This is a genomic window from Stenotrophomonas sp., from assembly GCF_050737075.1.
Lineage (GTDB): Bacteria > Pseudomonadota > Gammaproteobacteria > Xanthomonadales > Xanthomonadaceae > Stenotrophomonas.
This window is the reverse complement of the sequence record NZ_JBOHXV010000062.1, coordinates 1-22,707: the sequence shown is the minus strand read 5'-3', so window position 1 is coordinate 22,707 and position 22,707 is coordinate 1. Positions and strand designations below refer to the sequence as shown.

The following is a 22,707-nucleotide window of genomic DNA, read 5'->3' as shown; positions in this document are numbered from 1 at the left end:
GGGATCAGTGGCAGCTGCTGTCGCCGCCCCCAACGCCACTGTCGCTGCAGCCGGAATCACTGCCGCCCCCCTCTCCGCCGCTACTGCCGGTGTCCCCGGCGTAGCCCACGGCGCTGTCGCCGCCAGCATGGGAACCCCCTGCGCCGCGCACATGGATCGCGGTGAGCACGCAACTGGCCAGCAAACCCAGCCACGGCACCAGCCAGATGGCGGCCACCTTGAGCACGCGCCGGTACGGCGGCCCGTAGCGGACCCGCCAGACGAAGATCGTCGCCAGTACGTTGAATGGCAGGAGAACCGCGTAGACGATCAGGAACAGCTTCAAGGGCGCACCCTTCCATGGGACGACACCGGGTGCCGCCGATGCCCGAAGTATGCCCTACCGCCCGTAGCGCCGGGCTCTGCCCGGCATTACGACCTGTCGGGCAGAGCCCGGCGTTACGGGCGGCGCAGGGTGATCAGCGTGATCTCCGATGGAACGCCCAGCCGCGCGGCGAAGCCCGGCCACAGCCCGGCGCCATTGCTGACATACAGGGTCATGCCGCCCACGTCATAACGCCCGGACACATAGCCGCCGTTGGCCTGCTTCACCAGCTGGTTCATGCCCAGGATATGGCCGCCATGCGTATGCCCGGACAGCTGCAGCTTCACGCCCTGTGCGGCATTGGCCGCAGCCGCGCCGGGCCGGTGGTCGAGCAGGATCACCGGCGCCTGCGGATCGGCGCCGGCCAGCGCCGCCTTCAGGTCCGGCATCGGCAGCCCGTAGTTCACGGCGACCGGATCGGTGACGCCGGCGATGGTCAGCACCGCGCCTTCCCGCGTGACCTGGGTGTGGCTGTTCTCCAGCACCTGCATGCCCAGCGCGCGGAACGCCTGCATCCATTGCGCGTACTGACCGTAGTACTCATGGTTGCCGGTGATGGCGATGACGCCGTCTGGCGCCTGCAGCTGGCCCAGCGTGTGTACATCATTGGCACGGGCGCGAACGCTGCCATCGGCCAGGTCGCCGGTAATCACCACCAGGTCCGGCTTCAGCGCGTTGCTCTCGTCCACGACCTTGGCCACCCAGTCGCCAGTGAGCAGGCGGCTGGCGTGGATATCGGTGAGCTGCAGTACGCGGTAGCCGTCGAACGCCTCGGGGAGCCCGGCAATGGCGACATCGATCTGGCGCGGCTGCGGCACCGCGATGCCCTGCTGTACGCCAACGGCACCCAGCACCAGCGCCAGGCCGGCGGCGGACGGTCGCAACCAGCCGCTGCGCAGCGCATTGGCAACGCGCGGCAGCCGAAGCAGCCGGGAAACCAGCAGCACGCCGTCCAGCACCAGCAGGAACACCGCCACCAGCAGCAGCGCGGTGAAGCCGCTGGCCAGCACCACCAGCGCGGCCTTGGGAATCTCCGGCGAGGCCATCGTGCCGGCGAAGCGGGCCACGATCCGGTGGTGCAGCGCCAGCGACAGCACCAACAACCCCAGCGGCCCACGGACCGAGACCGGCACCCGCAGCGGCCAGATCAACCGCCAGACGACATACAGCGCAAGCACTACTCCAACAACACTCAGCACAGGCAATTCCAGGTTCCAAGGGGGTACACGGACGCGCAAGGCGATCGTGCAGCGCACCATCTTTGCCGATGTTGACGACAGGTGCTACCGCAAAGGCGTGGAATTCTGGGTTGCGTGATTCAGCGCGCAGACGGTTTCTTAGCGCCTGCCTTGGCGACATTGAACGCCACCGCCGACCGGATCAACGCCTTCAGCGCCGTTGCATTGATCTTCTCGCCTTCATGCACATCGATCGCACGGCGAGTGTTGCCCTCCAGGCTGGCATTGAACAGCCCGGCGGGATCGTCGAGCTTGGCACCGTGGGCGAAGGTCATCTTCACGGCCGCCTTGTACGTCTCGCCGGTGCACAGGATGCCGTCGTGCTCCCATACCGGAACACCCCGCCACTTCACCGTTTCCACCACGTCGGGGTCGGCCTTGTGGATGATGCTGCGAAGCTGCGCAAGGGTCGTGCCGCGCCAATCGTCGAGCGCCGCGATCTTCGCGTCGATCTGTTGCGCGGCATCGACCGTGGCATCGGCGGCGGTGGCGATGGGTTCGCTCGGGGTGCTGGCTCTCGGCATGACGGTGTCCTGGTCAACGATGGAAAGGCGATGCGCTACATGCGCTCGCCGGGAAGCCGGCTGGCCTGTTTCACCCAGCGGGTGAACTGCCTGGCATCCAGCGGTATGTTCTCGAACACGTGCAGGTAGCGCGTGTCCTTGCTTTTTGAAGCTTCGGGCGGCATCGGGTCGAGCGACGCGCCGCGGAAGAAGGCCACTTTGATGTAGCGCGCGTAGCAATGCATGCTCAGGAACCAGCCATCATCGCCCGCCGCATACAGGGGCGAGTTCCATTTGACCGCCTTGCGCACCTTCGGGACGGCCGCGACGATCAGGGCATCCAGCTGGCGCGCTGCCGCCTGCTTCCAGTCCGGCACCGCGGCGATCCACGCCTGCACCGGCGCATCGCCCTCGCCCTTGGGAATCTGCGGGTTGCCGCCGGCCAGCAGGCGGGGCGCACTGTCTGCGGGGTGAGGTGCTGCCTTGCGCGGGTGGGTCGTCACATCGATGCCCGTACAGATGCCTGACCGCCTTATAGACCGGCGCCGGTCCCGCGCGCAACGTCGGCTCGCAGAGTCAGCAACGTGAGGGCGCGGGCCGTGCACCGCAAAAATACTGAGCGGATCGCGCGAGAGAATACCGATGCGTTGCCTTCCGCCCCGGGTCACGATCACGGCTCTCCCCGCACACTCCCCCGCAGGCGAATACCCCATGGCAACCAAGGCATCCAAGGCCCCGAAGAAGGGGTCCAAGGCACTCAAAGCGACCAAGGCCGGCAAGGCGAAGAAGCCCAACATCCTGGTCATCTTCGGTGACGATATCGGCATTCCGCAGATCAGCGCCTACACCCGCGGGTTGATGGGCTACCAGACCCCGAACATCGACCGCATCGCCAACGAGGGCGCGCTGTTCACCGATTCCTATGGCCAGCAGAGCTGCACCGCCGGGCGCGCCTCTTTCATCCTCGGCCAGGAACCCTTCCGCACCGGCCTGCTCACCATCGGCATGCCGGGTGACCCGCACGGGATTGCCGAATGGATGCCCACCATTGCCGACGTACTGAAGACCGAGGGCTACGCAACCGGCCAGTTCGGCAAGAACCACCTGGGCGACCAGGACCAGCACCTGCCCACCAACCATGGCTTCGACGAGTTCTTCGGCAATCTGTACCACCTCAATGCGGAAGAAGAACCGGAAGGCTATTTCTACCCGAAGGATCCCGCGTTCAAGAAGAAGTACGGTCCGCGCGGTGTTATCCATTCGCATGCCGGCGGCAAGATCCAGGACACCGGCCCGCTCAACAAGGCGCGCATGCCCACCGTGGATGAAGAGTTCCTGGATGCGGCGCAGAGCTTCATCGGCGACGCGGTGGAGAACGACGAGCCCTTCTTCGTCTGGTTCAACACTACGCGCATGCATGTGTTCACGCACCTCAAGCCGGAGTCGGACGGAAAGTCCGGAAAGGGCCTGCACGCCGACGGCATGGTCGAGCACGATGGCCACGTGGGCCAACTGCTCGACCAGCTGGACGAACTTGGGATCGCCGACAACACCATCGTGCTCTACACCACCGACAACGGCGCGGAGATCGCGCTGTGGCCGGACGGTGCGATGACCCCCTTCCGGGGCGAGAAAGGCACCACCTGGGAAGGCGGCATGCGCATTCCGATGATGGTGCGCTGGCCGGGCGTGATTGAACCGGGCACGGCATACAACGACGTCATCTCGCTGATCGACTGGTTCCCGACCCTGTGCGCGGCCGCCGGCGTGGACGATGTGGTGGGCAAGATGAAGAAGGGCTTCAAGACCAAGAAGAAGACCTTCAAGGTGCACCTGGACGGCCATGACTTCGGCCCGTACTTCCACGGCAAGGTAGATGCCGGCCCACGCCAGGCGCTGTACTACTTCGACCAGGGCGGCAACCTCAACGCGGTGCGCTACGCCGACTGGAAGGTCAGCTTCGCAGTGGCCAGCCACGGCAACATCGCCACCGCCAAGCGCGAGGTCACCTCGTGGGCGACCATCACCAACCTGCGCATGGATCCCTACGAACGAGGCATGGACGAAGGGGGCGGTGCGATCCAGTTCATTGGCCAGCAGATGTGGCTGCTGGTGCCCATCCAGGGCCTGATCAAATCCTTCTTCTCCGACTTCACCAGCTACCCCTACCAGGCCGGCAGCACGCTCAACCCGAGCGGCATTAACTACAGCCTGCTGCAGGCACAGGATGCGATGAAGCGCCTGAAGGAACTGGAGACGCTGCGGACCAACTGACGCGGAGCCACCGGTGGACGGGGCGAGCTGAACGGCCGCCCCGTCCTGTCACCGGCCCTCTTGCATCCGGAACGCGGGCGCCCTATAAATGAGTGGTCACTCACTTATAGCCCGTCATGGCCCGCCCTCTCAGCGAAGCAAAACGCGATGCGATCCTGGCCGCTGCCGCCCAGCTGGTGGCCGCCCAAGGCGTGGGCGCGTCCACCGCGCAGATCGCCAAGGCGGCCAAGGTCGCCGAGGGCACGGTGTTCACCTACTTCGAGACCAAGGACGCGTTGCTCAACGCACTGTTCGTGCGCCTCGAAGAGCGTCTGGCGCTGGCCGTGGGCGGCAGCTTCCCCGCGGATGCCGAGGTGCGCGAGCAGTTGCGGCATGTCTGGAGCGCCCTGCTGGTCTGGGGCGCCGCGCATCCGATTGACCGCATGGCCCTGCGCCAGCTCAAGGTGTCCGAGCGCATCACCGACTGCACCCGCACGCACTGCGCCGGGCTGTTCGGCACCACGCTGCAGACGCTGGAAGCCAGCCTTGCCCGCCACATCGACCCGGCGCGCATTCCATTCTACCTGGGCCGGGTGCTGATTGCCCTGCTGGAAACCACGCTGGAGGCCATGGCCGCCCAGCCCGACCAACGCGACGCCCTGCAGCAGGCCGGTTTCGACCTGTTCTGGAAGGGCATTCAACATTGATTTCTTCCCTCAAATGAATGAGTGCCTGCGCACTCATCTACGACATTTCAAAGGAGACGCATGCGCATCCTGCCTGTACTCGCCATCGCCTTCTCCCTCACCGCTCTGATCGGGATGACCCTCACCGTGCCTATCGCCTCCTACGAAAACTCGCCGCAACGCGCCGACGACCAGTTCACCAACGTAGCCCCCAAGCCGAAGGATTCGCTCGGCAGCATGGCCAAGCTGTTCTGGGACTTCCTGTTCAACCGCCCGCCGGGCACCACCCCGCCGAAGGCACCGCCCGTGCGCGCGCTCACCGCGCAGGCACTGGCCGACGCTCCGGACCGCAGCGTGTATCGGCTGGGCCATTCCACCCTGCTGATCAAACTGCGCGGCGGCTGGTGGCTGACCGACCCGGTGTTCTCCGAGCGCGCCTCGCCGGTGCAGTGGATGGGCCCGAAACGTTTCCACGCGCCGCCGATCGCGCTCAAGGATCTGCCGCCGATCCGCGGCGTGCTGCTCTCGCATGACCACTACGACCATCTGGACCGCGCCACCATCAAATACCTGGCCACGCGCGCGCAGGTGTTCCTGGCCCCGCTGGGCGTGGGCGACCGCCTCATCGACTGGGGCGTGCCGCGCGACCGTGTGGTCCAGCTCGACTGGTGGGATGAAACCGAGGTCGACGGCGTGCGTTTCGCCGCCACGCCGGCCCAGCATTTCTCGGGCCGCGGCCTGCGCGATGGCAACCGCACGCTGTGGGCGTCCTGGGTGATCCTGGACGACGACCTGCGCGTGTTCTTCAGCGGCGATACCGGCTATTTCAACGGCTTCAAGCGCATCGGCGAACGCTACGGGCCGTTCGATGTGACCTTCGTTGAAACCGGCGCCTATGACGCCGAGTGGCCGTTCGTGCACATGCAGCCCGAACAGACCGTCCAGGCCCACCAGGACCTGCGCGGCAAGTGGCTGGTGCCCATCCACAACGGCACCTTCGACCTGGCCATGCACCGCTGGGAAGAACCATTCGAACGGGTCAGCGCGCTGACAGCGGAACGTGGCATCGCACTATCCACGCCGGTGATGGGCGAACGCCTCGACCTGGCCGCGCCGCACACGGGCACGCCATGGTGGCGCGCGCTTGCCGCAACGGAAAGCGCGGGCAGCGGCGTGGTGGTGGGCAGCGCGCGCTGAATGCGCGCGCTATCATCACGGTGAGACCCGCGCCTGCAGCGGGTAACCGCCTCAAGGAACGACAGCGTGCCGAGTCTCATCGCATCACCGACCGTTCTGCGCCAGCCATCCAGGTTCTGGTCACGCCGCTTTGCGCCGGTGCTTCTGCTGCTGGCGTTGAGCCCGGCGGTGTTTGCGGCCGACGACACGACCGCCGCATCCAGTGCGCGCGACCGCGCGGTGGCCGATGCCGACCAGATTGCGCAGCAACTGCTCCAGGTGCGCGAAGGCGAAACCGAACTGAACTGCGCCAAGGCCGTGGAGAACGCGCGTTACGGCGTGGAGACCATGCTGGAAGTGGGCGAAAAGAACGTCCGGGGCGGTTACCTGCCGGCGGAGCAGTTCAATGCCTCCGCCGCGCCATTGCGCGCGTTGCTGCCGCAGCTCACCGTCGCCGACTGCGAGGCGGCGGACGGCAACAAGCGCGCGTTCTACCAGTGCTTGTCCAGCGACTACAACCATGTATTGGCCTGTGGAAAAGCGCATCCGTACTGATCCGGATCGAGGATCAGACGCGGTAGGTCTGCAGCGGCCGCAAAGCGATCTACCGCCGTCCACCGGCGCGCCAGTAGTTTTGCTGGCCGCGCGTGGGTAAAACAACGCTTGTGGCGACCTGACGAAGCCGGATCATCGGGATATCCCCGGCCGGAGTGCCACCATGACTGTGCTTCGTCATGTTCTCGCCAGCAGTATCGCCCTTGCACTTGCCCAGTCCTGCGTTGTGTTCTCCGCCGCCGCACAGGCCACCGTCGGGCCCGGCACGAGCACCACCACGGTTACCTCCACGACCGGCACCACCACGGTGGTCGGCGGGACGACCATCGATACCACCGCAGGCAGCAGCGAAGGCGTGTTCGCCAACGGTGGCGATGTGCTGCTGGACATCCAGGCCGGGCCCACGCCCGGGGCCATTGCAGTGCGTACCGCCAGCGGCCGCGGACTGCATGCCACCGTCGGTACGATATCCGCCCCCAACGGCGTGAACGTCACCACCACCACCGGCACGGCGCTGTTCGCCGATGGCGGCACCATCGCGATCAACGGCGGCACGCTCAGCAGCACCAGCGGCAGATTGGCCGGCGTCACCGCTGGCACCGTGCGCATCGCCAATACCTCTTGGAACGACCCGCTGCTCGTGCCCGGTGGTGGCCATGGCGTGGGCGTGGAAGGCAGCGGCCGCGCCGAGCTCGGCGCCGGCAACCGCTTCTATGTGGGCGGCTCGTCCAACCGGGTCGGCCTGGGTGTACAAGGGCCGGCAGCGAGCATCGTGGTCAGCGGTGCGCTGCCGATCGTGTTCCAGACCAGCAGCGCGATCGGCATCTATCTGTACGGCGGCGGACAGCTGCAGGCCACCGCGCCAATTTCCCTCACCTTCAACGGGGCCAGTTCCGTGGGCCTCACCCTGGATGGCGGTGCGAACGCGACCACGATTTCCGACCTGGGCATGACCTTCAACTCCACTGCGACCAGCGGCTCCACCGGCACCGCCGTTGTCGCCACCAACGGCGGTTCGGCGAGCATCAACCATCTGGTCGTCACAGGCCCGGGCGTCGGATTGGGCGCGTGGATCCGCACCGGCTCGGCGTTGACGCTGACCGGCGGCAGCCAGGTCACCGTGTCGGCCAACAGCAACGGTCAGGCCTATGCCTTCACGCCGGGTCCCACTTCGTCGATGGCGACCACGACCATCTTCGGCAGCGTTTCCGCGCCGTCGCAGCGCGCTGCCGGCCTGGTACAGGGCGGCACGTTGACCAGTACCGGAACCACCTGGAGCAACCCCACCGCCGGCGGGTACGGGTTGTATGCCGGCCTAAACGGCAGCGTGCCCAGCACCCTCACCCTGACCGGCGACACGGTGGGTACCACGGGTGCGAACGGCGTAACGCTGCAGACGTACAACAACGCGCAGGTCACCGCGACCAATACCGCCTTTCGCAACGACAACGGCCTGGTCGGCATCTACCAGTGGAGCTACGGCGGCGCCGCCGGCCAGGTCACCCAGGACAACCGCATCTCCCTCATCAACAGCACGGTCGCCGCCACCGGCGGGGCCTACGGGCTGTATTCCAACAATGCCTCCAACGGCTTCGCCCACGCGCTCAACCTGCAGGGCGGCACCCTGACCAGCGACAGCTGGGCCATCATCGCGCAGGGGCCGCTGCTCTTCAGCGCCAGCAACGGTGCGCGCGTGGCCGGCACGCAGGGCCTGCTCTCGGCACAAGCCATCGGCAGCCCCGGCCTGCCCACGGTCGTGCAGCTCAACGCGGACCACAGCGTTCTGGAGGGCCTGGCAGAAGCCGATTCGGAAAGCGAAGCCCACATCAGCCTGGCCAACCAGTCGCAGTGGACCGGCAGGGCATGGAATATCACCCGCGTCAGCGTGGATCCAAGCAGCACCTGGATCATTCCGGAAAGCTCCACCGTGTCGCAGCTGATCACCAACAACGGCCGCATCGCCTTCACGCCGATGACCGGCGACGTCTACAAGCTGCTGTATACCGGCAACTATGTGGGCGGCAGCGGCAGCGTGCTTGCGTTGAACACGTATCTGGGCGAAGACGATTCACCCACCGACCAGCTGCTGATCCAGGGCGGCACTGCCAGCGGTCAGAGCCTGCTGGAATTCCACAACACCGACGGCCCCGGCGCGCTCACCCGCGGCGACGGCATCCGGGTGGTCGTGGCATTGAATGGCGCCACCACCGCACCGGCGGCGTTTACGCAGTCGGCGGCATTGCTGGCCGGTCCATACAACTACACCCTGCACCGCGGCGGCAACAGTGCGGGTACCGGTGAGGACTGGTTCCTGCGCTCGACGGTGGATTGCACCGCTCCCGGGGTGCCCTCGGTGCTCTGCCCTGCGCCGCCGATTCCCCCCGACCCGGATCCGCCGACCCCACCGGATCCACCGCCGCAGCCGGAGCCGCCGGATCCGCCGCCGCCTGCGCCAGACCCGGGCCCGAATCCCGATCCGCCGCCGATTCCGGTCCCGCCAGTGCCCGACCCGACGCCCGCGACGCCACCCGACCCGCCCGAGCCCGGGCCGCTGCCCGTACCCGACTACCGCGCCGAAGTCTCGCTGTACACCGCGCTGCCGGCGCTCGCGCTGCGCTATGGCTGGGCCACGCTCGGCAATCTGCATGAGCGCGTGGGCGAGCAGGAGCAGCTGCGTGCTCGCGGCGACCTGCGCGACGACGACACCTTCAATGGCGCCTGGGTCCGCGTGATCGGCGAAAACGGCGATGCCGAGGGCCGTCGTCGCGGCGTCTACCAGGGCAGTCCGCGCTATGACTACGACATCCTGGCGATCCAGGCAGGTACCGACGCCTACGCGGTGGAACGCGACGATGGCATCCGCGATCACGCCGGCTTCTACCTCGGCCAGGGCCGCATGCGCAGCGACGTGATCCACTACAACGGCACGCTGGCAGGCCGCAACGAAGTTCGCGCCACCTCGCTCGGTCTGTACTGGACGCGCTATTGGGAAGAAGGCCAGTACCTGGATGCCGTATGGCAGGGCAGCTGGGGCAAAGGCAAGTCGCGCTCGTCCAACGGCCTGCTGCTCGACCGCGACAGTTTCGGCTGGGCCGTGTCGCTGGAAGGCGGCTACCCGTTCCGGCAGGAGACCGACGATACCCGGGTGTTCGAACCGCAGGCGCAGGTGATCTACCAGCGCATCAACAAGGACAGCAACGCCGATCCCGCCGCGTTGATCCGCTTCGACAACATGGATTCGCTGGCCGCGCGGCTGGGGCTGCGCTGGGCCGATACCTGGACGCTGGAGCCCACCGATGCTGGCATCCGCCGGCTGTTCAGCGGGTGGCTGCGCCTCAACGTGTGGCATGAGTTCCGCGGCCAGCCGGTCACCGAGTTCTCCTCTGCCGATGGCTACGTGCCATTCAAGGCAGACCTCAAGGGCACGTGGTGGCAGCTCAATGCCGGCATGACCTGGCAGCTGGGTGCCTCGACCAGTGCGTACGCCAACATCGGTTACCAGAAGAGTTTCGAACGCACCTTCGATGCGTGGGACGCGAAGGTGGGAATGCGCTGGAATTGGTGACGCACGCCGCACGTAAAAGGCCCGCCGCAATGCGGGCCTTTTGCTTTGCGCCGTCGCGCTGAACTGCTTGTTCAGCTGAAGCGTAGATGCAGCCTATATCGCAAGTTCGCATTGCTTAACGCGCCGAATGCCAACCACGCGTGCCGTGAGAAAGGTCTCATTCTCTGAGGCGGACCGGCCGCGTACCTTGCACGCTCACTTTCGAAGTGAGGCGACGGCAGCCCCGTAATCAGACGGCTGGCTACCGAGCTCCACGTGCGACCCGGGGAAAGCGGGCCGACGGTTATTCCAGGACATCGCCAAGATTTACATCAGCCATTTACCAATCTAGCGCCTTGCGGCGACCTGACAGGATAACCACGCCATGAATACGATCTACAAGACCATCTGGAATCCGACCTTCCGCGCCTCTACCCCCTCGAAGGGAGCCGGCGCCTCCGCGCTCCGCACCGCGACGCTGCTCAGCGCCCTGTGCCTGGCCATGTCGGCGTCGCCCGTCATGGCCGCAAATTCGGGCCTGCAGCTGTGCGACCCACAGGATACCGACCCAGCCGCGCGCGGCATTGCGCTCGGCTCGGGCAGCACCGCACCCTCGGCGCTCAACTGCCAGTCGTCCGGCTATTCCTTCTCGCTCAATAATCGTGGCGACGATGTCGGTTCCTCTGGCTTCGGTCTGTCCACCGCCCGGGTTACCGGCTACGACAATGGCCTGCTCGAACTGAAGGGTGACGGCGGCATCTCGATGGTGGGCAACGTTCAGATGAACGCAAACTCCCTGACCGGGCTTGCGGCCGGCAAGGTGTCGGCGAGCAGCACCGACGCGGTCACCGGCGCACAGCTGTTCACCACCAATGCCGCCGTTGCCGATCTCGATGGTCGCATGGTCACCGTCGAAGATAGCGTGTCCGACCTGGCCTCCCAGATCGAGGGCGGCGGTCTGGGCCTGGTCAAGCAGGACGACATCACCCGCGAGATCACCGTGGCCGGTGACAGCGACGGCAAGGTGATCAACTTCGGCGGCACCCAGGGTGCGCGTGTGCTGGACGGCGTCGCCGCAGGCGCGGTCAACGCGACCAGCACCCAGGCCATCAATGGCTCGCAGCTGTTTGCGGCCGGCAACTCCTTCGCCGGCGCGCTGGGCGGCGGCTCCAAGGTGAACGCCGACGGCTCGATTTCCGCACCGGTCTACCGCATTGGCGGCACCGATGTGACGGGCGTGGGCAATGCCATCACCGGCCTCGATGCCAGCGTCCAGGCCAACAGCGACCGCATCGCGGACATCCAGGGGAACATGGATGAAATGAGCGAATCGCTGCTGTCTGTCGCCAATGATGCCGCGGATCGCATGCGTGGGATCGAAAGCAACCTCGGCAACCTGAACGGCCGCTTCAGCCAGCTGGAGACCAGCATCGCCACCGGCGCGTTCGGCGACAACGGCATGGTCAGCAGCAACGTCACCGACCGCAGCAAGCTGGTGGCCATTGCCTCCGGCGAAGGCGCCCTCGCAGTCGGCGACGGCGCGGTGGCATCGGGTGACGCCAGCACCGCTATCGGCACCGACAGCGTTGCCAGCGGTGCGAACTCGGTGGCACTGGGCAACGGCTCGGTCGCCGAGCGGGACAACAGCGTGTCCGTCGGTGCAACGGGACAGGAGCGCCAGGTTACCCACGTGGCGGCCGGTACCGAAGACACCGATGCGGTGAACGTGGCGCAGCTGAAGCAGTCGGTCCGCTACGACCAGAACGCAGACGGCAGCACCGACTACAGCCGCGTTTCGCTTGGCCAGGAGGGCACGCCGGTGACCCTGTCGAACGTGGCGCACGGCCGCGTGGCCGCCGACAGTTCCGATGCGATCAACGGCGCCCAGCTGTACGACTGGACGATGAACCAGGACAACCAGTTCAGCAACGTCAGCCTGGGCCGTCAGATCGGCGATCTGGAGCGTGCGATGCACGCCGGCGTCGCCACGGCGCTCGCAGCACGCCAGGCGCCCTACGTGCCGGGCAAGGTGACCTACGCGGTGGGTGGCGCAGGCTACAAGTCGCAGGGCGCGGTGGGCGTCAGCTCCCGATACACCACCGAGAGTGGCCGCTTCAGCTTTGAAGGTGGGTTCTCCCGCAACGGCGACGGCACCGGCGTGTACGGCGGCGTGAGCGGCGTACTGGGCGACTGAGCCACTATCAGCCACTGAATGAAACAGCGAAGCGCCCCGTCCATCGGGGCGCTTTTTCTTTGCGCTGAATAGTTGGCATCGCAGGTTGGCATTGCTTAATGAGTCCAATTCCAACCGCATCGACCATGAGAAATCTCTCATTTTTTGCAGTGCGCCGCACGCGTAACTTGCACGCTCACTCTTCGAAGTGAGGCGACGGTAGCTCCTCATCTGACAGCTGGCTACTGAGCTCCACGTACGACCCGGGGAAAGCGGGCCGACGGTTATTCCAGGACATCGCCACGAGTTGCATCAACCACTACTCACTCCAGCGCCTTGCGGCGACCTGACAGGATAACTACGCAATGAACACGATCTACAAGCTCATCTGGAACCCGACCCTGCGCGCCTTCGTTGTAGGTAGCGAGCTGGCCAAGGGCAACACGAAGACCCGCTCGAAGGTAGCCGGTGTATCCGCGCTCGGCACCGCTGCGCTCATCAGCGCGCTGTGCCTGGCGATGTCGACCTCGTCTGCAATGGCGGCAAATTCGGGACTGGTGCTCTGCGACCCGGAGAATCCCAACTCTGACACCGGGATGTCCTTGGGCTCGGGCAGTACCGCACCCGCAGGTCTTGACTGCCAGGGTTCCGCCATCTCCTTCGGGCTCGTCAATCGCGGTACCGATAACGGCGCCGCAGGATTCGGCGTCGCTACCGCAAGGGTCGCCGGGTACGGCGATGGCAGGCTCGAGCTGAAGGGTGACGCCGGCATTTCGATGCTGGGCAATGTTCAGATGAATGCAAACTCGCTGACCGGGCTTGCGGCCGGCAAGCTGTCGGAGACCAGCACCGACGCGATCACCGGCGCGCAGCTGTTCGCCACCAACACCACCTTCGCCGATCTCGATGACCGCATGATCACCGTCGAAGGCTCGGTGTCCGACTTGACCGACGCGATCGAGGGCGGCGGGCTGGGCCTGGTCAAGCAGGACGACATTACCCGCGAGATCTCCGTGGCCGGCGACAGCGACGGCAAGCTGATCCATTTCGGCGGCACCCAAGGTGCCCGTGTGCTGGACGGCGTTGCCGCAGGCACGGTCAACGCGACCAGCACGCAGGCCGTCAATGGCTCGCAGCTGTTTGCGGCCAGCAACTCCTTCGCCAGCGCGCTGGGTGGTGGCTCCAAGGTCAACGCCGACGGCTCGATCTCCGCACCTGTCTACCGCATTGGCGGCAACGATGTGACCGGTGTAGGCAATGCCATCACCGGGCTGGATGCCAACATTCAGAAGAACAGCGACCGCATCGCGATCATCCAGGGCAACATGGATGAACTGAGCGAGACGGTGCGGTATGTCGCCGACGATGCCAATGCACGCCTGGAGGGCATCGAAAGCAGCCTGGGCGACATCGACGGCCGCGTCAGCGAGCTGGAGACCAGCATCGCTGCCGGCACCTTCGGCGACAACGGCATGGTCAGCAGCAACGTCACCGATCGCAGCACGCAGGTGGCCATTGCCTCCGGCGAAGGCGCACTCGCGGTAGGCGATGGCGCGGTGGCATCGGGCCAGGCCAGCACGGCCATCGGCACCGACAGCATTGCCAGCGGTACGAACTCGGTGGCGCTGGGCAACGGTTCGGCCGCCGAGCGCGACAACAGCGTATCCGTCGGTGCAGCGGGGCAGGAGCGCCAGGTCACCCACGTGGCGGCCGGCACCGAAGACAACAATGCGGTGAACGTCGCGCAGCTGAAGCAGTCGGTCCGCTATGACCAGAGCGCGGACGGCAGCACCGACTACAGCCGCGTATCGCTTGGCCAGCAGGGCGCCCCGGTGACGATGTCCAACGTGGCGCGTGGCCGTGTGGCCGCCGACAGCTCGGATGCCATCAACGGCGCCCAGATGTACGACTGGACCATGAATCAGGAAAACCAGTTCAGCAACGTCAGCCTGGGCCGTCAGATCGGCGATCTGGAGCGGGCGATGCACACCGGTGTTGCCACCGCACTGGCGGCACGCCAGGCACCCTATGTGCCGGGCCATCTGACCTACGCGGTGGGCGCTGCCGGCTACAAGTCGCAGGGCGCGGTGGGTGTCAGCACCCGCTACACCACCAAGAGCGGCCGCCTGAGCCTGGAAGGCGGGGTCTCCCGCAATGGCGACGGCACCGGCATCTACCTGGGTCTCAGCGGTACCTTCGGCAAGTAATCTGTCCCCTGCTGCCGAGTCAAAAGAAAGCGCCCCGTTGATCGGGGCGCTTTTCTTCTGCCCTCAAGACGCTGGCTACACGGCGACAAGACCGTGTGTCACACCCACAGCCTCCCAGGCGCGGGGCTTCTCCTTGCCCAACAGCGCGGCAAACGACTCCCAGGGGACTGCGGCAGAGATCAGGAAGCCCTGGGCCTGGGTGCATCCGAGCCGTTCCAACGTCGTGAACTCCTCGTCGGTCTCCACGCCTTCGGCGACGACATTGATGCCCAGCGTGTTGCCCAGCGAGATGATCGTGGACAGCACAGCGCGCAGGGCCAATCTCCGCGAGCAGTCCTGGACAAGTGCGCGATCGATCTTGACCTCGGTGAACGGCGTGCTGACAAGGTTGTACACCGAACTGATGCCCTGCCCGAAATCATCCTGCGCCAGGCCGAACCCCTTCATGCGCAGACGGCAGGCGCCCGCGTAATAGTCGCTCACATGGCGGGTGGTACTGCACTCCATCAGCTCGAAGCACACGTCCTCAACCCTGCCGCCTTCCTGCAGGGTCAGCTCCAGCAACTCATCGGGCAGACTGCTGCGCTCCAGAAGGTGGGTAGGCAGGTTGATCGACACGGGAACACGAAACCCCGCCATACGCCATTGGCGCTGTGCCCCGATGCTGGCGCGCAGCACATGGCGCAGCAATGCAGGTTCCAGTGCATGCGCCTCCACGAGTGGCAGGAAGCGCGCAGGCGAAACGACGCCAAGCACGGGGTGTACCCAGCGCACCAGCGCCTCGGCCGCCACAACGAGTCCCGAGGCCAACGACACTTTGGGCTGGAACCACGGGGTGATCTGATGACTCGATATCGCGTCGGCCAGGCATTCACGGCTTATCCGCAACATCGGCCCCCTCCCGGCATCTGTGCCCACGCTGTCTGCTGCATGGCTATCGAGCAGTTCCAGCAGATCGGCAACATCGCCAGGGGCCACCGGCTTGGGCACAACGGCCAGCACCCGCAGGCCGAGTGACTCGGCCATCAGGCGCACGGATGCCAGCATGCGCTGAGGTGCCGCGCTGGTCAGCACCAACGCAGGCTTGTGCTCGTTCCCAGCTAGACTCTGGATGAACTGGATGCCATCCACCTCGCGCATCATCGGATCCGTTACCACCAGATCATAGACATGCGCCAGGCACAGCTCACGTGCCTCATTGCCGTCGACGCATACGTCCACGCGCGTTCGGCCTGCAGCCGTGAACAGCGCGGCCACAGGGACGGATTGAGAGAGGTATTCGTCGAGTATCAGTACAAGGCGGTTGGGCAAAGCGGATCTCCATCGGCAACGCATCCATCCTCGTGACGGATGCGGTCGCAGTGATTCAAGAACATCGGACCAGGGTTGCATCGCAGCCAGACCCTGGCCCGGGAGTGCTGTGAGCACTCAGCCATAGGAAATGGTGAATACAACGTACCCAGTCACCGAACCACCGGCGAAGGTGGCCGCGCCGGTGCGCTCCATGGACGCCCTGAGCAGAATGCGGCGCACTCCGCTCGCAAAGTTCGTTCGCAGCGTGCTGTTGAAGGCGATCGGAGCGTCACTGCGGTCGGTGATACGGATCGCGATACCTCGCGCAGTGGAGGCCGGGGCAAGATTCATCATTCCGCGCACACCCGCCACTACGCCGCTCAAGGGTCGTAATGAGTACGAGAATGCGTTCTTGTCGGCGTAGCAGTTGGCGAGGTCAATTTCAAAATCACTGTAGGTGCCCCTGGATCCCCGACGGCTGCCGGTGGAGGGAAAATCCGACTCCCTGTGCTTGCCCAGGTCCACTGCAACCTCCGGCATCCTGCAGGTGGGAACGGTGAACCCTGCGCTACCGGATATGTACACGTGATGCAGATAGGCAGGATTGATGTAGGAAGGGCCATTGTCCATCCCGGCGTCTGCCATGGGACCGGATACGGCTGCCACGCCACTCTCAATGGCGCCTGTCTTTACGAACGCGTATCGCGTTCCAAAGGAGTAACGTGCGCTTCCCGCAGTCGACGACCTCGATGCTGAAGATGCAGCAAAGCGCGTGGTCAGCGCGCAAGTAGTTTTCGCCGATTGCTGTCGACGTTCCCGCACGATCCAATCGGCCGAAAGATTGCTCGGCGATCAGACTGACGCCAGAAAGAGACGTCGGATAGGCGATGTAGTCCTTCCCCTCCACGGTGATCGTTGGGCCATTGAACATCGCCCGGGCCGCAACGGCGGTCCATATGCCCGCCTGGATGGGACACGTCCATGAATAGCCAGGAGTCTGCCATGCAGTCCATGGCGTCAGCCGGGTACCCACCCGCGCGTCAGGCGAGACAGCGAAGGTCCCGCTTGGAGCAGCAGCGGTGAACAAGGTAGGTACAGGTCCAGACGTACATAGCGGCGCTGCGTATGCGCTTTGCCCACCCGACAGCAGGATCGACACAGCAAGAAGATGTGCGAAGAACGTTTTGGAACGAAATGAGGTCGCTCGATCAGCGCCGTGAGCCGCACGGATCATGTGAGGTGAGCGCCTTCCACGGCAGCCACCAGGTCGAGATCCGCGAGACAAGACCGCCGATACACTGGTGCCCAACGCATGCGACATAGCAAGAATCATGCACTTACCGTTCAGGGTTGTGAATCCCAACGGTATGCGACGAGAAGTCGTCGCGAAATACGAAATGTCTTACGTCCGGTAGACATTGCGACGCAAAAGCACGTGGCTGCGAAGTGTGCACCTAGTTGTAGGAAATGGAGAACTCCACTTGACCTTGAACGGAGCCACCGGCAAACGTGCCCAACGCGGTGCGCTCGATCGCCGCCCTGAGCAGGATGTAGCGCGAGCCGCTGGCTAGGTTTATCTGGGTGGCAGTATCCAGTGCAATGTATCTATTGCTGCGATCCATGAGGCGGATTCCAACGCCGCGCGCGGATGAGGCTGGCGTCAAGTTCATCAGTCCAGGCATTCCTGCGACGGCGCCATTCAAGGGGTGGAGCGAGTAAGAGAGCGAGGTCCACTCGGTGTAGCATCGAGTCAGGTCGATGGAGAAGTCGCTGTAGGTCCCGCTGGCACCTCGCTGGCTGCCGATTGACGGAAAGTCCGAGTCCTTGTGACTTCCGAGATTCACCGTGACGTTGGGGGTGCTGCATGAGGGAACGACGAACGTTGCGCTCCCGGAGATATTTATTGTTGCGATGTAATTTGGATTGTTGTAGCCAGGATCTTCACCCATCCCAACGGTAGCGACCGTACCGCTTACCGTCGCCACGCCGCCCGTCATCGGACCGGTCTTGACGAACGCATAACGCGTACCGTGTGTCCAGCTGCTTGTCTTCGTCTGGTCTGCCTTGGCTCCCCAGGGGGCTGCCCAAGACGTTGACAATTGGAGTCCACCCAGACTCCCAAGGGAAAGCGGGACACTTGCGGTTGGTACAAAGAGCACACCGCTTGCCTTCTGTGTGACCAGGCCCACCCCCGCAAGACTTGTCGGGTATACGGCATAGGAGCCCGTTTCTCCCGCTATGGAAATACTTGGGCCGCTGACCGTTGACTTGAACGTCACACCGATCCAGGCGGCAGGGTTTGTGGTGCAAACCCAAACGGTTCCTGGAAGCTGCCACTCCGTCCATTCAGTCAGCAATGTGCCGACAGGGATGCTGCCGGAGACTGTAAAGGTTCCTCGCGGTGGATAAACAGAAAATGCGGAGGGCGTTGGGCCAGTGCACGTAGTGGCGGCTTCCGCAGTTTCCATTCCGCTGACACATGCAAGGGGCGCGAGCAAGCTGGCAAGAAGTATCCTGCCCCCCAGAGACCGCACTCGTTGCACGCAGATGCTCATGACATGTCGCCCCGGGTTCATTCCGCTATCGCCATCGGAGACGCTATCCAGTCAGCGACCCGCTCGATCCACAGCGAGCCCATCTGACCGGCGGCTCCCCAGTCCTCAGGGGCTTGAATCCGAGATCAGCCCGTCGCTCTCCAGCTGAGAAGATACTTGCGAGATCTTAGGGCGTGGTGAAAACACGGCACCCGTGAACCTGGCCTCCAGGAAGCGCCCCCTCCGTACGCGCCAGCGCTTGCCCTTTGAGGGCTGTAGCAGGATTCGCTGGACACGATCAGAGGCGTGTTCCATCAAGAGCAGCCCCCCGGTTCACTATCCGAAATCCGACACAGTGCGCAAGGGACGCGGGGTATGCATCGTCGGTTGGACCGGGGCAACCGTAACGACGTCGTAAAAGGTTAGCCGAAACAGTCCCGCGTTGAAGTTCAACGAGACGGAACAGCGGCTGAGCCGTCAGTCGTATGACATTGTGAAGTCTACATATCCAACAACCGAACCACCGGCGAAGGTCTGCCAGCCGGTACGTTCCATTGCCGCCCTCAGGGGTATGTAGCGCGAACCATTGGTCATGGTGAACGGTAACTTCGTATTGAAAGCGACTGGATAATCCCTGCGATCCATGATGCGGATTCCGACGCCTTTCGCAGTTGAGTAAGGGGAAAGGTTCATCAGCCCCACGGAACCTGCAACCGCCCCATCCAACGGACGCAACGTGTAAGAAATGGAGGTTGAATGGGTGTAGCACCGGGTGAAGTCGATCCAGAAGTCGCTGGTCTCCCCGTTCGCTCCCCCACGACTACCAATCGAAGGAAATTTCGTCTCCGGATGCTGCCCGAGAGGCACGGTGACGTTCGGCGTTGCACAGGTAGGAACCACGAACGATGCGCTCCCGGAGATGTTTATTGCTGCGATGTATCTTGGGTTGTCGTAGGCGGGGGCCTCGCCAATCCCAACGTTGGCTACGGTACCGCTTACGGTCGCTACCCCGCCCGTCATCGGACCGGTTTTGACGAACGCATAGCGCGTCCCATGCGTCCACCGGCTTGTGTTGGCCGCGTCCACCTTGGCCCCCCAGGGCGTGTTCCAGCTGTTTGACAGATGCAACCCGCCACGACTACTAAGATCAAGGGGAGCGGATGCGGTGCCAAAGCTCACGCCGCTTCCCTTCTGTGCGACCAGGCCGACCCCCGCCAGACTTGTTGGATACACAGCATATACACCGTCTTCTCCCGATATGGAGATATTGGGTCCGCCAGCCGTCGATTTGAAGGTCGCACCGACGTAGGCAGACGGATTGGTATTACAGACCCAGACCGATCCGAATTGCTGCCACGCCGTCCATCCGGTCAACAACGTTCCGACCGGAACGCTGCCGGAAACAGTAAAGGTTCCTTGAGGGGGATGGACAGAAAACGCGGCTGGCGATGGACCACTGCATGTAGTGGCCGCCTCCGCAGCATCCATTCCTACGACAAACGACAGGGGGGCGACCAGGCCAGCCACAAGCAACCTGATACCCAATAGAATTTCTCTTTTCACAAACAAACCATTTATCGTCGCAAATATTTTCATGACATTTCGTCCCGAGCTCGTTCCGTCCGTACGGATATACCGTACTTTCCAGCGCTCTCCGCCGATTGCCCGAATTCCGACAAACGCGCAGAAGGCGGATCGATTGATACCTGGCTCTGCTCCCTGCAAACCGCCTTTGTCAGTCGTAAGACATGGTGAAATCCACATATCCAACCACTGAACCACCGGCGAAGGTCTGCCAGCCGGTACGTTCCATTGCCGCCCTCAGGGGAATGTAGCGCGAACCATTGGTCATGGTGAACGGCAACTTCGTATTGAAAGCAACTGGATAATCCCTGCGGTCCATGATGCGGATTCCGACACCTTTCGCAGTTGAATAAGGTGAAAGGTTCATCAGCCCCACGGAACCTGCAACCGCCCCATCCAACGGACGCAACGTGTACGAAATGGATGCTGAGTGGGTGTAGCACCTGGTGAAGTCGATCCAGAAATCGCTGGTCTCCCCGTTCGCTCCCCCACGGCTGCCAATCGAAGGAAATTTCGTCTCCGGATGCTGCCCGAGAGGCACGGTGACGTTCGGCGTTGCACAGGTAGGAACGACGAACGTCGCGCTGCCCGCGATGTTGATCTGGCCAATGCGGATAGGATCGTTGTAAGGCATTTCGGCAATGCCAACGCGCGCCAGCGCGCCGGTCACGCTCGCGGTGCCGCTGCCCATCTGGCCCGTCTTGACGAACGCATAGCGCGTACTGTGACCAAAATCGATTGGGTCAACAACTTTCGACGTCCAGCCCCAAGGAGCTGTCCATTTCGAGGTCAGTGCCACCGGCCCGGTACCAGCTGGAGTCTCCGTCGAGCCCCTTTTTCCGACGCTCGAGAGTTCGCTGATCATCCCCACCCCCGCGAGCGAGGTCGGCATGACGGTGTAGCTTTTTCCGTTGACCGTGATTGTGGACCCACTGTAAGCAGCCACCCCCGTAACACCTCCCCAGATGCCACTCGGGAAATAGCAATTCCAGGAAGTCCCTGGACTCTGCCACGCCGTCCATTCTGTCAACAGCGTGCCGACGGGTGCGTCTGCCGAAACCGTGAACGTACCGCCCGGCGCCGTAGCGGTGAATACCGTCGGAGTAGGACCGTAGGTGCACGTGGGCGCCGCGAAGGCACTGTCAGCCACCCACAACATCCCAAGAGCTGCGGAGAGATGGAGGAAGAGCTTCCTGGCGTGCATCGGATTGGATGGGCGGGACGTCATAGCATGGCCATGTGGTTGATGAGGTTGAGTAAGCACGAGCGTCAACGTGATGTTGGCCGACGCTTCCAGCAACAGCGCAGCGAGGCGATCCATCATTCGGCGCAGACAGATTCAACTCCGTGCCTGGTCATGGGACATGGTGAAGTGCAGCTACGTTCCATGAAGGATGGACTGCCGGCAATGTTGGCGGTTCCGACAAGGGAACGCGTGTCATTGATGGAATTGCGCCAAAGCGGCTGCTTGTTCCTCAACATGGTCCGCTGTTTCAAGCAATCCCGGTTCAAACGGGATCAGTTGTAGCTGATCCCGTACATCACGGTGGCCTCGACACTACCTGCGTCAGCGGCCATCATGTTTGCGTAATAGTGCGACTTGAACTTCAGTGTCGCCGTGTTGCCACTGATCGTCGCCGAAGGGGAATTTGCGTTGGTGGTGAAATCGATCAGGTTGTAGTTTTCGTCCGTGATGCCGACATTCACGAAGATCCCTGCCGTGCCCGTATTCCGAAGCCGCTTGGACGAGGGATCAAGGCTCCCGGTGGCGTTGAACGCAAGCTTTGCAACTTTGCCGTTGGTGCAACCGGCTTGACCCGGCCCACCGATGACTACCGAGAAGTCGGTGTAGCCTGCCATGGACCCGGCAGTGGCAAGCTCACTTTGCGAAACTCTCTTCATCGCGACGGTGAAGTCGCCGTCAGCTCCATCGGTACCTGAGCCGCCGCGTACCGAACAGGTCACCGAATCGATCGAGCCGCTGAGGGTAATGCGGCCATCGGCGGCCGAGGCGGAATTTGCAGAGAAACCGGCGATCGCGAGGAGCGCTGTTGAGATGGCAATCTTGTTCATTGTGTAAGTACTTTTTCTGGTGATGGTGGGTTCTGTGCTGGCGTACCGCGCACTTTTTTTCGACGATTCATATCGATTCGCCCAGCCAATTCCAGGCGACTCCGCTGGTACTTAGACCAAATGGAGGAGATCAGTTGTAGCTGATTCGGTACATCACGTGCGACTGGACAGACCCTGCGCTGACGCTCTGTTTTGCGTAATAGTGCGCAATGAAGTTCAGTGTGGCCGTGTTCCCGTTGATCGTCGCCGAAGGCGAATTCTGATTGTTGGTGAGATCGATCAGCTGGAAGTCGTTGTCCATAATGCCAATCTCGGCCCAGGGCCCGGCAGATCCAGAATTCAAGAGGCGCTTGGTCACGGGATCTACCGGACTTGAGGCGGAGTCAAACATGATCTTTGAATCGCCCAGGGTTCCGTAGACACCTCGCGGCCATAAACTATGGCTTAGGCGGAGGTGGTTATGAGTACGAAGCGGTACACCGATGAGTTCAAGATCGAGGCGGTCCGGCAGATCGTTGAGTACG

18 protein-coding genes are annotated in these 22,707 nt (G+C 63.6%); 7 read left to right on the top strand and 11 right to left on the bottom strand.

Annotated features, from left to right (window positions below):
- Nucleotides 1–4 precede the first annotated feature (4 nt).
- The 4 genes from ACREPD_RS14770 to ACREPD_RS14755 all read right to left on the bottom strand — a co-directional run bounded on the left by ACREPD_RS14770 (nucleotide 5) and on the right by ACREPD_RS14755 (nucleotide 2,608).
- Nucleotides 5–325, bottom strand: coding sequence for a hypothetical protein (locus ACREPD_RS14770; protein WP_431600021.1), 321 nt, complete (start codon nucleotides 323–325; stop codon nucleotides 5–7).
- Nucleotides 326–438: 113 nt separating this feature from the next.
- The gene (locus tag ACREPD_RS14765; RefSeq protein ID WP_431600020.1) at nucleotides 439–1,563 is read right to left on the bottom strand and encodes a metallophosphoesterase; all 1,125 of its coding nucleotides are present in this window, start codon (nucleotides 1,561–1,563) and stop codon (nucleotides 439–441) included.
- A 119-nt stretch (nucleotides 1,564–1,682) separates the two neighbouring features.
- Entirely contained in the window at nucleotides 1,683–2,126 is a 444-nt protein-coding gene (locus tag ACREPD_RS14760; RefSeq protein WP_431600019.1) for a DUF1801 domain-containing protein, read from the bottom strand.
- A 35-nt stretch (nucleotides 2,127–2,161) separates the two neighbouring features.
- The gene (locus ACREPD_RS14755; RefSeq protein WP_431600018.1) at nucleotides 2,162–2,608 is read right to left on the bottom strand and encodes a DUF1801 domain-containing protein; all 447 of its coding nucleotides are present in this window, start codon (nucleotides 2,606–2,608) and stop codon (nucleotides 2,162–2,164) included.
- Nucleotides 2,609–2,816: 208 nt separating this feature from the next.
- Here ACREPD_RS14755 and ACREPD_RS14750 point away from each other — a divergent pair, with 208 nt between their 5' ends.
- From ACREPD_RS14750 to ACREPD_RS14720, 7 genes are all read left to right on the top strand, one after another.
- Nucleotides 2,817–4,379 carry an arylsulfatase gene (locus tag ACREPD_RS14750; protein WP_431600017.1) on the top strand — a complete coding sequence of 521 codons (1,563 nt, stop codon included), beginning with the start codon at nucleotides 2,817–2,819 and terminating at the stop codon, nucleotides 4,377–4,379.
- A 116-nt stretch (nucleotides 4,380–4,495) separates the two neighbouring features.
- Complete coding sequence (locus ACREPD_RS14745; RefSeq protein ID WP_431600016.1) at nucleotides 4,496–5,065, top strand: TetR/AcrR family transcriptional regulator; 570 nt, start codon at nucleotides 4,496–4,498, stop codon at nucleotides 5,063–5,065.
- Nucleotides 5,066–5,125: 60 nt separating this feature from the next.
- Entirely contained in the window at nucleotides 5,126–6,241 is a 1,116-nt protein-coding gene (locus ACREPD_RS14740; protein WP_431600015.1) for an MBL fold metallo-hydrolase, read from the top strand.
- A gap of 66 nt (nucleotides 6,242–6,307) precedes the next feature.
- Nucleotides 6,308–6,775, top strand: coding sequence for a hypothetical protein (locus ACREPD_RS14735; RefSeq protein WP_431600014.1), 468 nt, complete (start codon nucleotides 6,308–6,310; stop codon nucleotides 6,773–6,775).
- A gap of 163 nt (nucleotides 6,776–6,938) precedes the next feature.
- A complete protein-coding gene (locus ACREPD_RS14730; RefSeq protein WP_431600013.1) occupies nucleotides 6,939–10,340 on the top strand; it encodes an autotransporter outer membrane beta-barrel domain-containing protein in 3,402 nt (1,133 codons plus the stop codon).
- Nucleotides 10,341–10,704: 364 nt separating this feature from the next.
- Nucleotides 10,705–12,513: a YadA family autotransporter adhesin gene (locus ACREPD_RS14725; protein ID WP_431600012.1), complete on the top strand. Its 1,809-nt coding sequence runs from the start codon at nucleotides 10,705–10,707 to the stop codon at nucleotides 12,511–12,513.
- Nucleotides 12,514–12,857: 344 nt separating this feature from the next.
- Nucleotides 12,858–14,699: a YadA family autotransporter adhesin gene (locus tag ACREPD_RS14720; RefSeq protein ID WP_431600011.1), complete on the top strand. Its 1,842-nt coding sequence runs from the start codon at nucleotides 12,858–12,860 to the stop codon at nucleotides 14,697–14,699.
- A 75-nt stretch (nucleotides 14,700–14,774) separates the two neighbouring features.
- Here the strand turns inward: ACREPD_RS14720 and ACREPD_RS14715 are convergent, their stop codons facing one another.
- The 7 genes from ACREPD_RS14715 to ACREPD_RS14685 form a co-directional block, all read right to left on the bottom strand.
- Nucleotides 14,775–16,010: an EAL domain-containing response regulator gene (locus ACREPD_RS14715; RefSeq protein ID WP_431600010.1), complete on the bottom strand. Its 1,236-nt coding sequence runs from the start codon at nucleotides 16,008–16,010 to the stop codon at nucleotides 14,775–14,777.
- A gap of 117 nt (nucleotides 16,011–16,127) precedes the next feature.
- Nucleotides 16,128–16,658: a fimbrial protein gene (locus tag ACREPD_RS14710; RefSeq protein WP_431600009.1), complete on the bottom strand. Its 531-nt coding sequence runs from the start codon at nucleotides 16,656–16,658 to the stop codon at nucleotides 16,128–16,130.
- 788 nt (nucleotides 16,659–17,446) lie between these two features.
- On the bottom strand, nucleotides 17,447–17,941 hold the full coding sequence (locus ACREPD_RS14705) for a fimbrial protein (protein WP_431600008.1): 495 nt from the start codon (nucleotides 17,939–17,941) through the stop codon (nucleotides 17,447–17,449).
- Between the two features lie 1,062 nt (nucleotides 17,942–19,003).
- Complete coding sequence (locus ACREPD_RS14700) at nucleotides 19,004–20,122, bottom strand: fimbrial protein (protein ID WP_431600007.1); 1,119 nt, start codon at nucleotides 20,120–20,122, stop codon at nucleotides 19,004–19,006.
- 139 nt (nucleotides 20,123–20,261) lie between these two features.
- A complete protein-coding gene (locus tag ACREPD_RS14695; protein ID WP_431600006.1) occupies nucleotides 20,262–21,056 on the bottom strand; it encodes a fimbrial protein in 795 nt (264 codons plus the stop codon).
- Nucleotides 21,057–21,628: 572 nt separating this feature from the next.
- On the bottom strand, nucleotides 21,629–22,183 hold the full coding sequence (locus ACREPD_RS14690; protein WP_431600005.1) for a fimbrial protein: 555 nt from the start codon (nucleotides 22,181–22,183) through the stop codon (nucleotides 21,629–21,631).
- Nucleotides 22,184–22,313: 130 nt separating this feature from the next.
- Nucleotides 22,314–22,707: fimbrial protein (locus ACREPD_RS14685; protein ID WP_431600004.1), on the bottom strand; the 394-nt coding region annotated here is incomplete at its 5' end.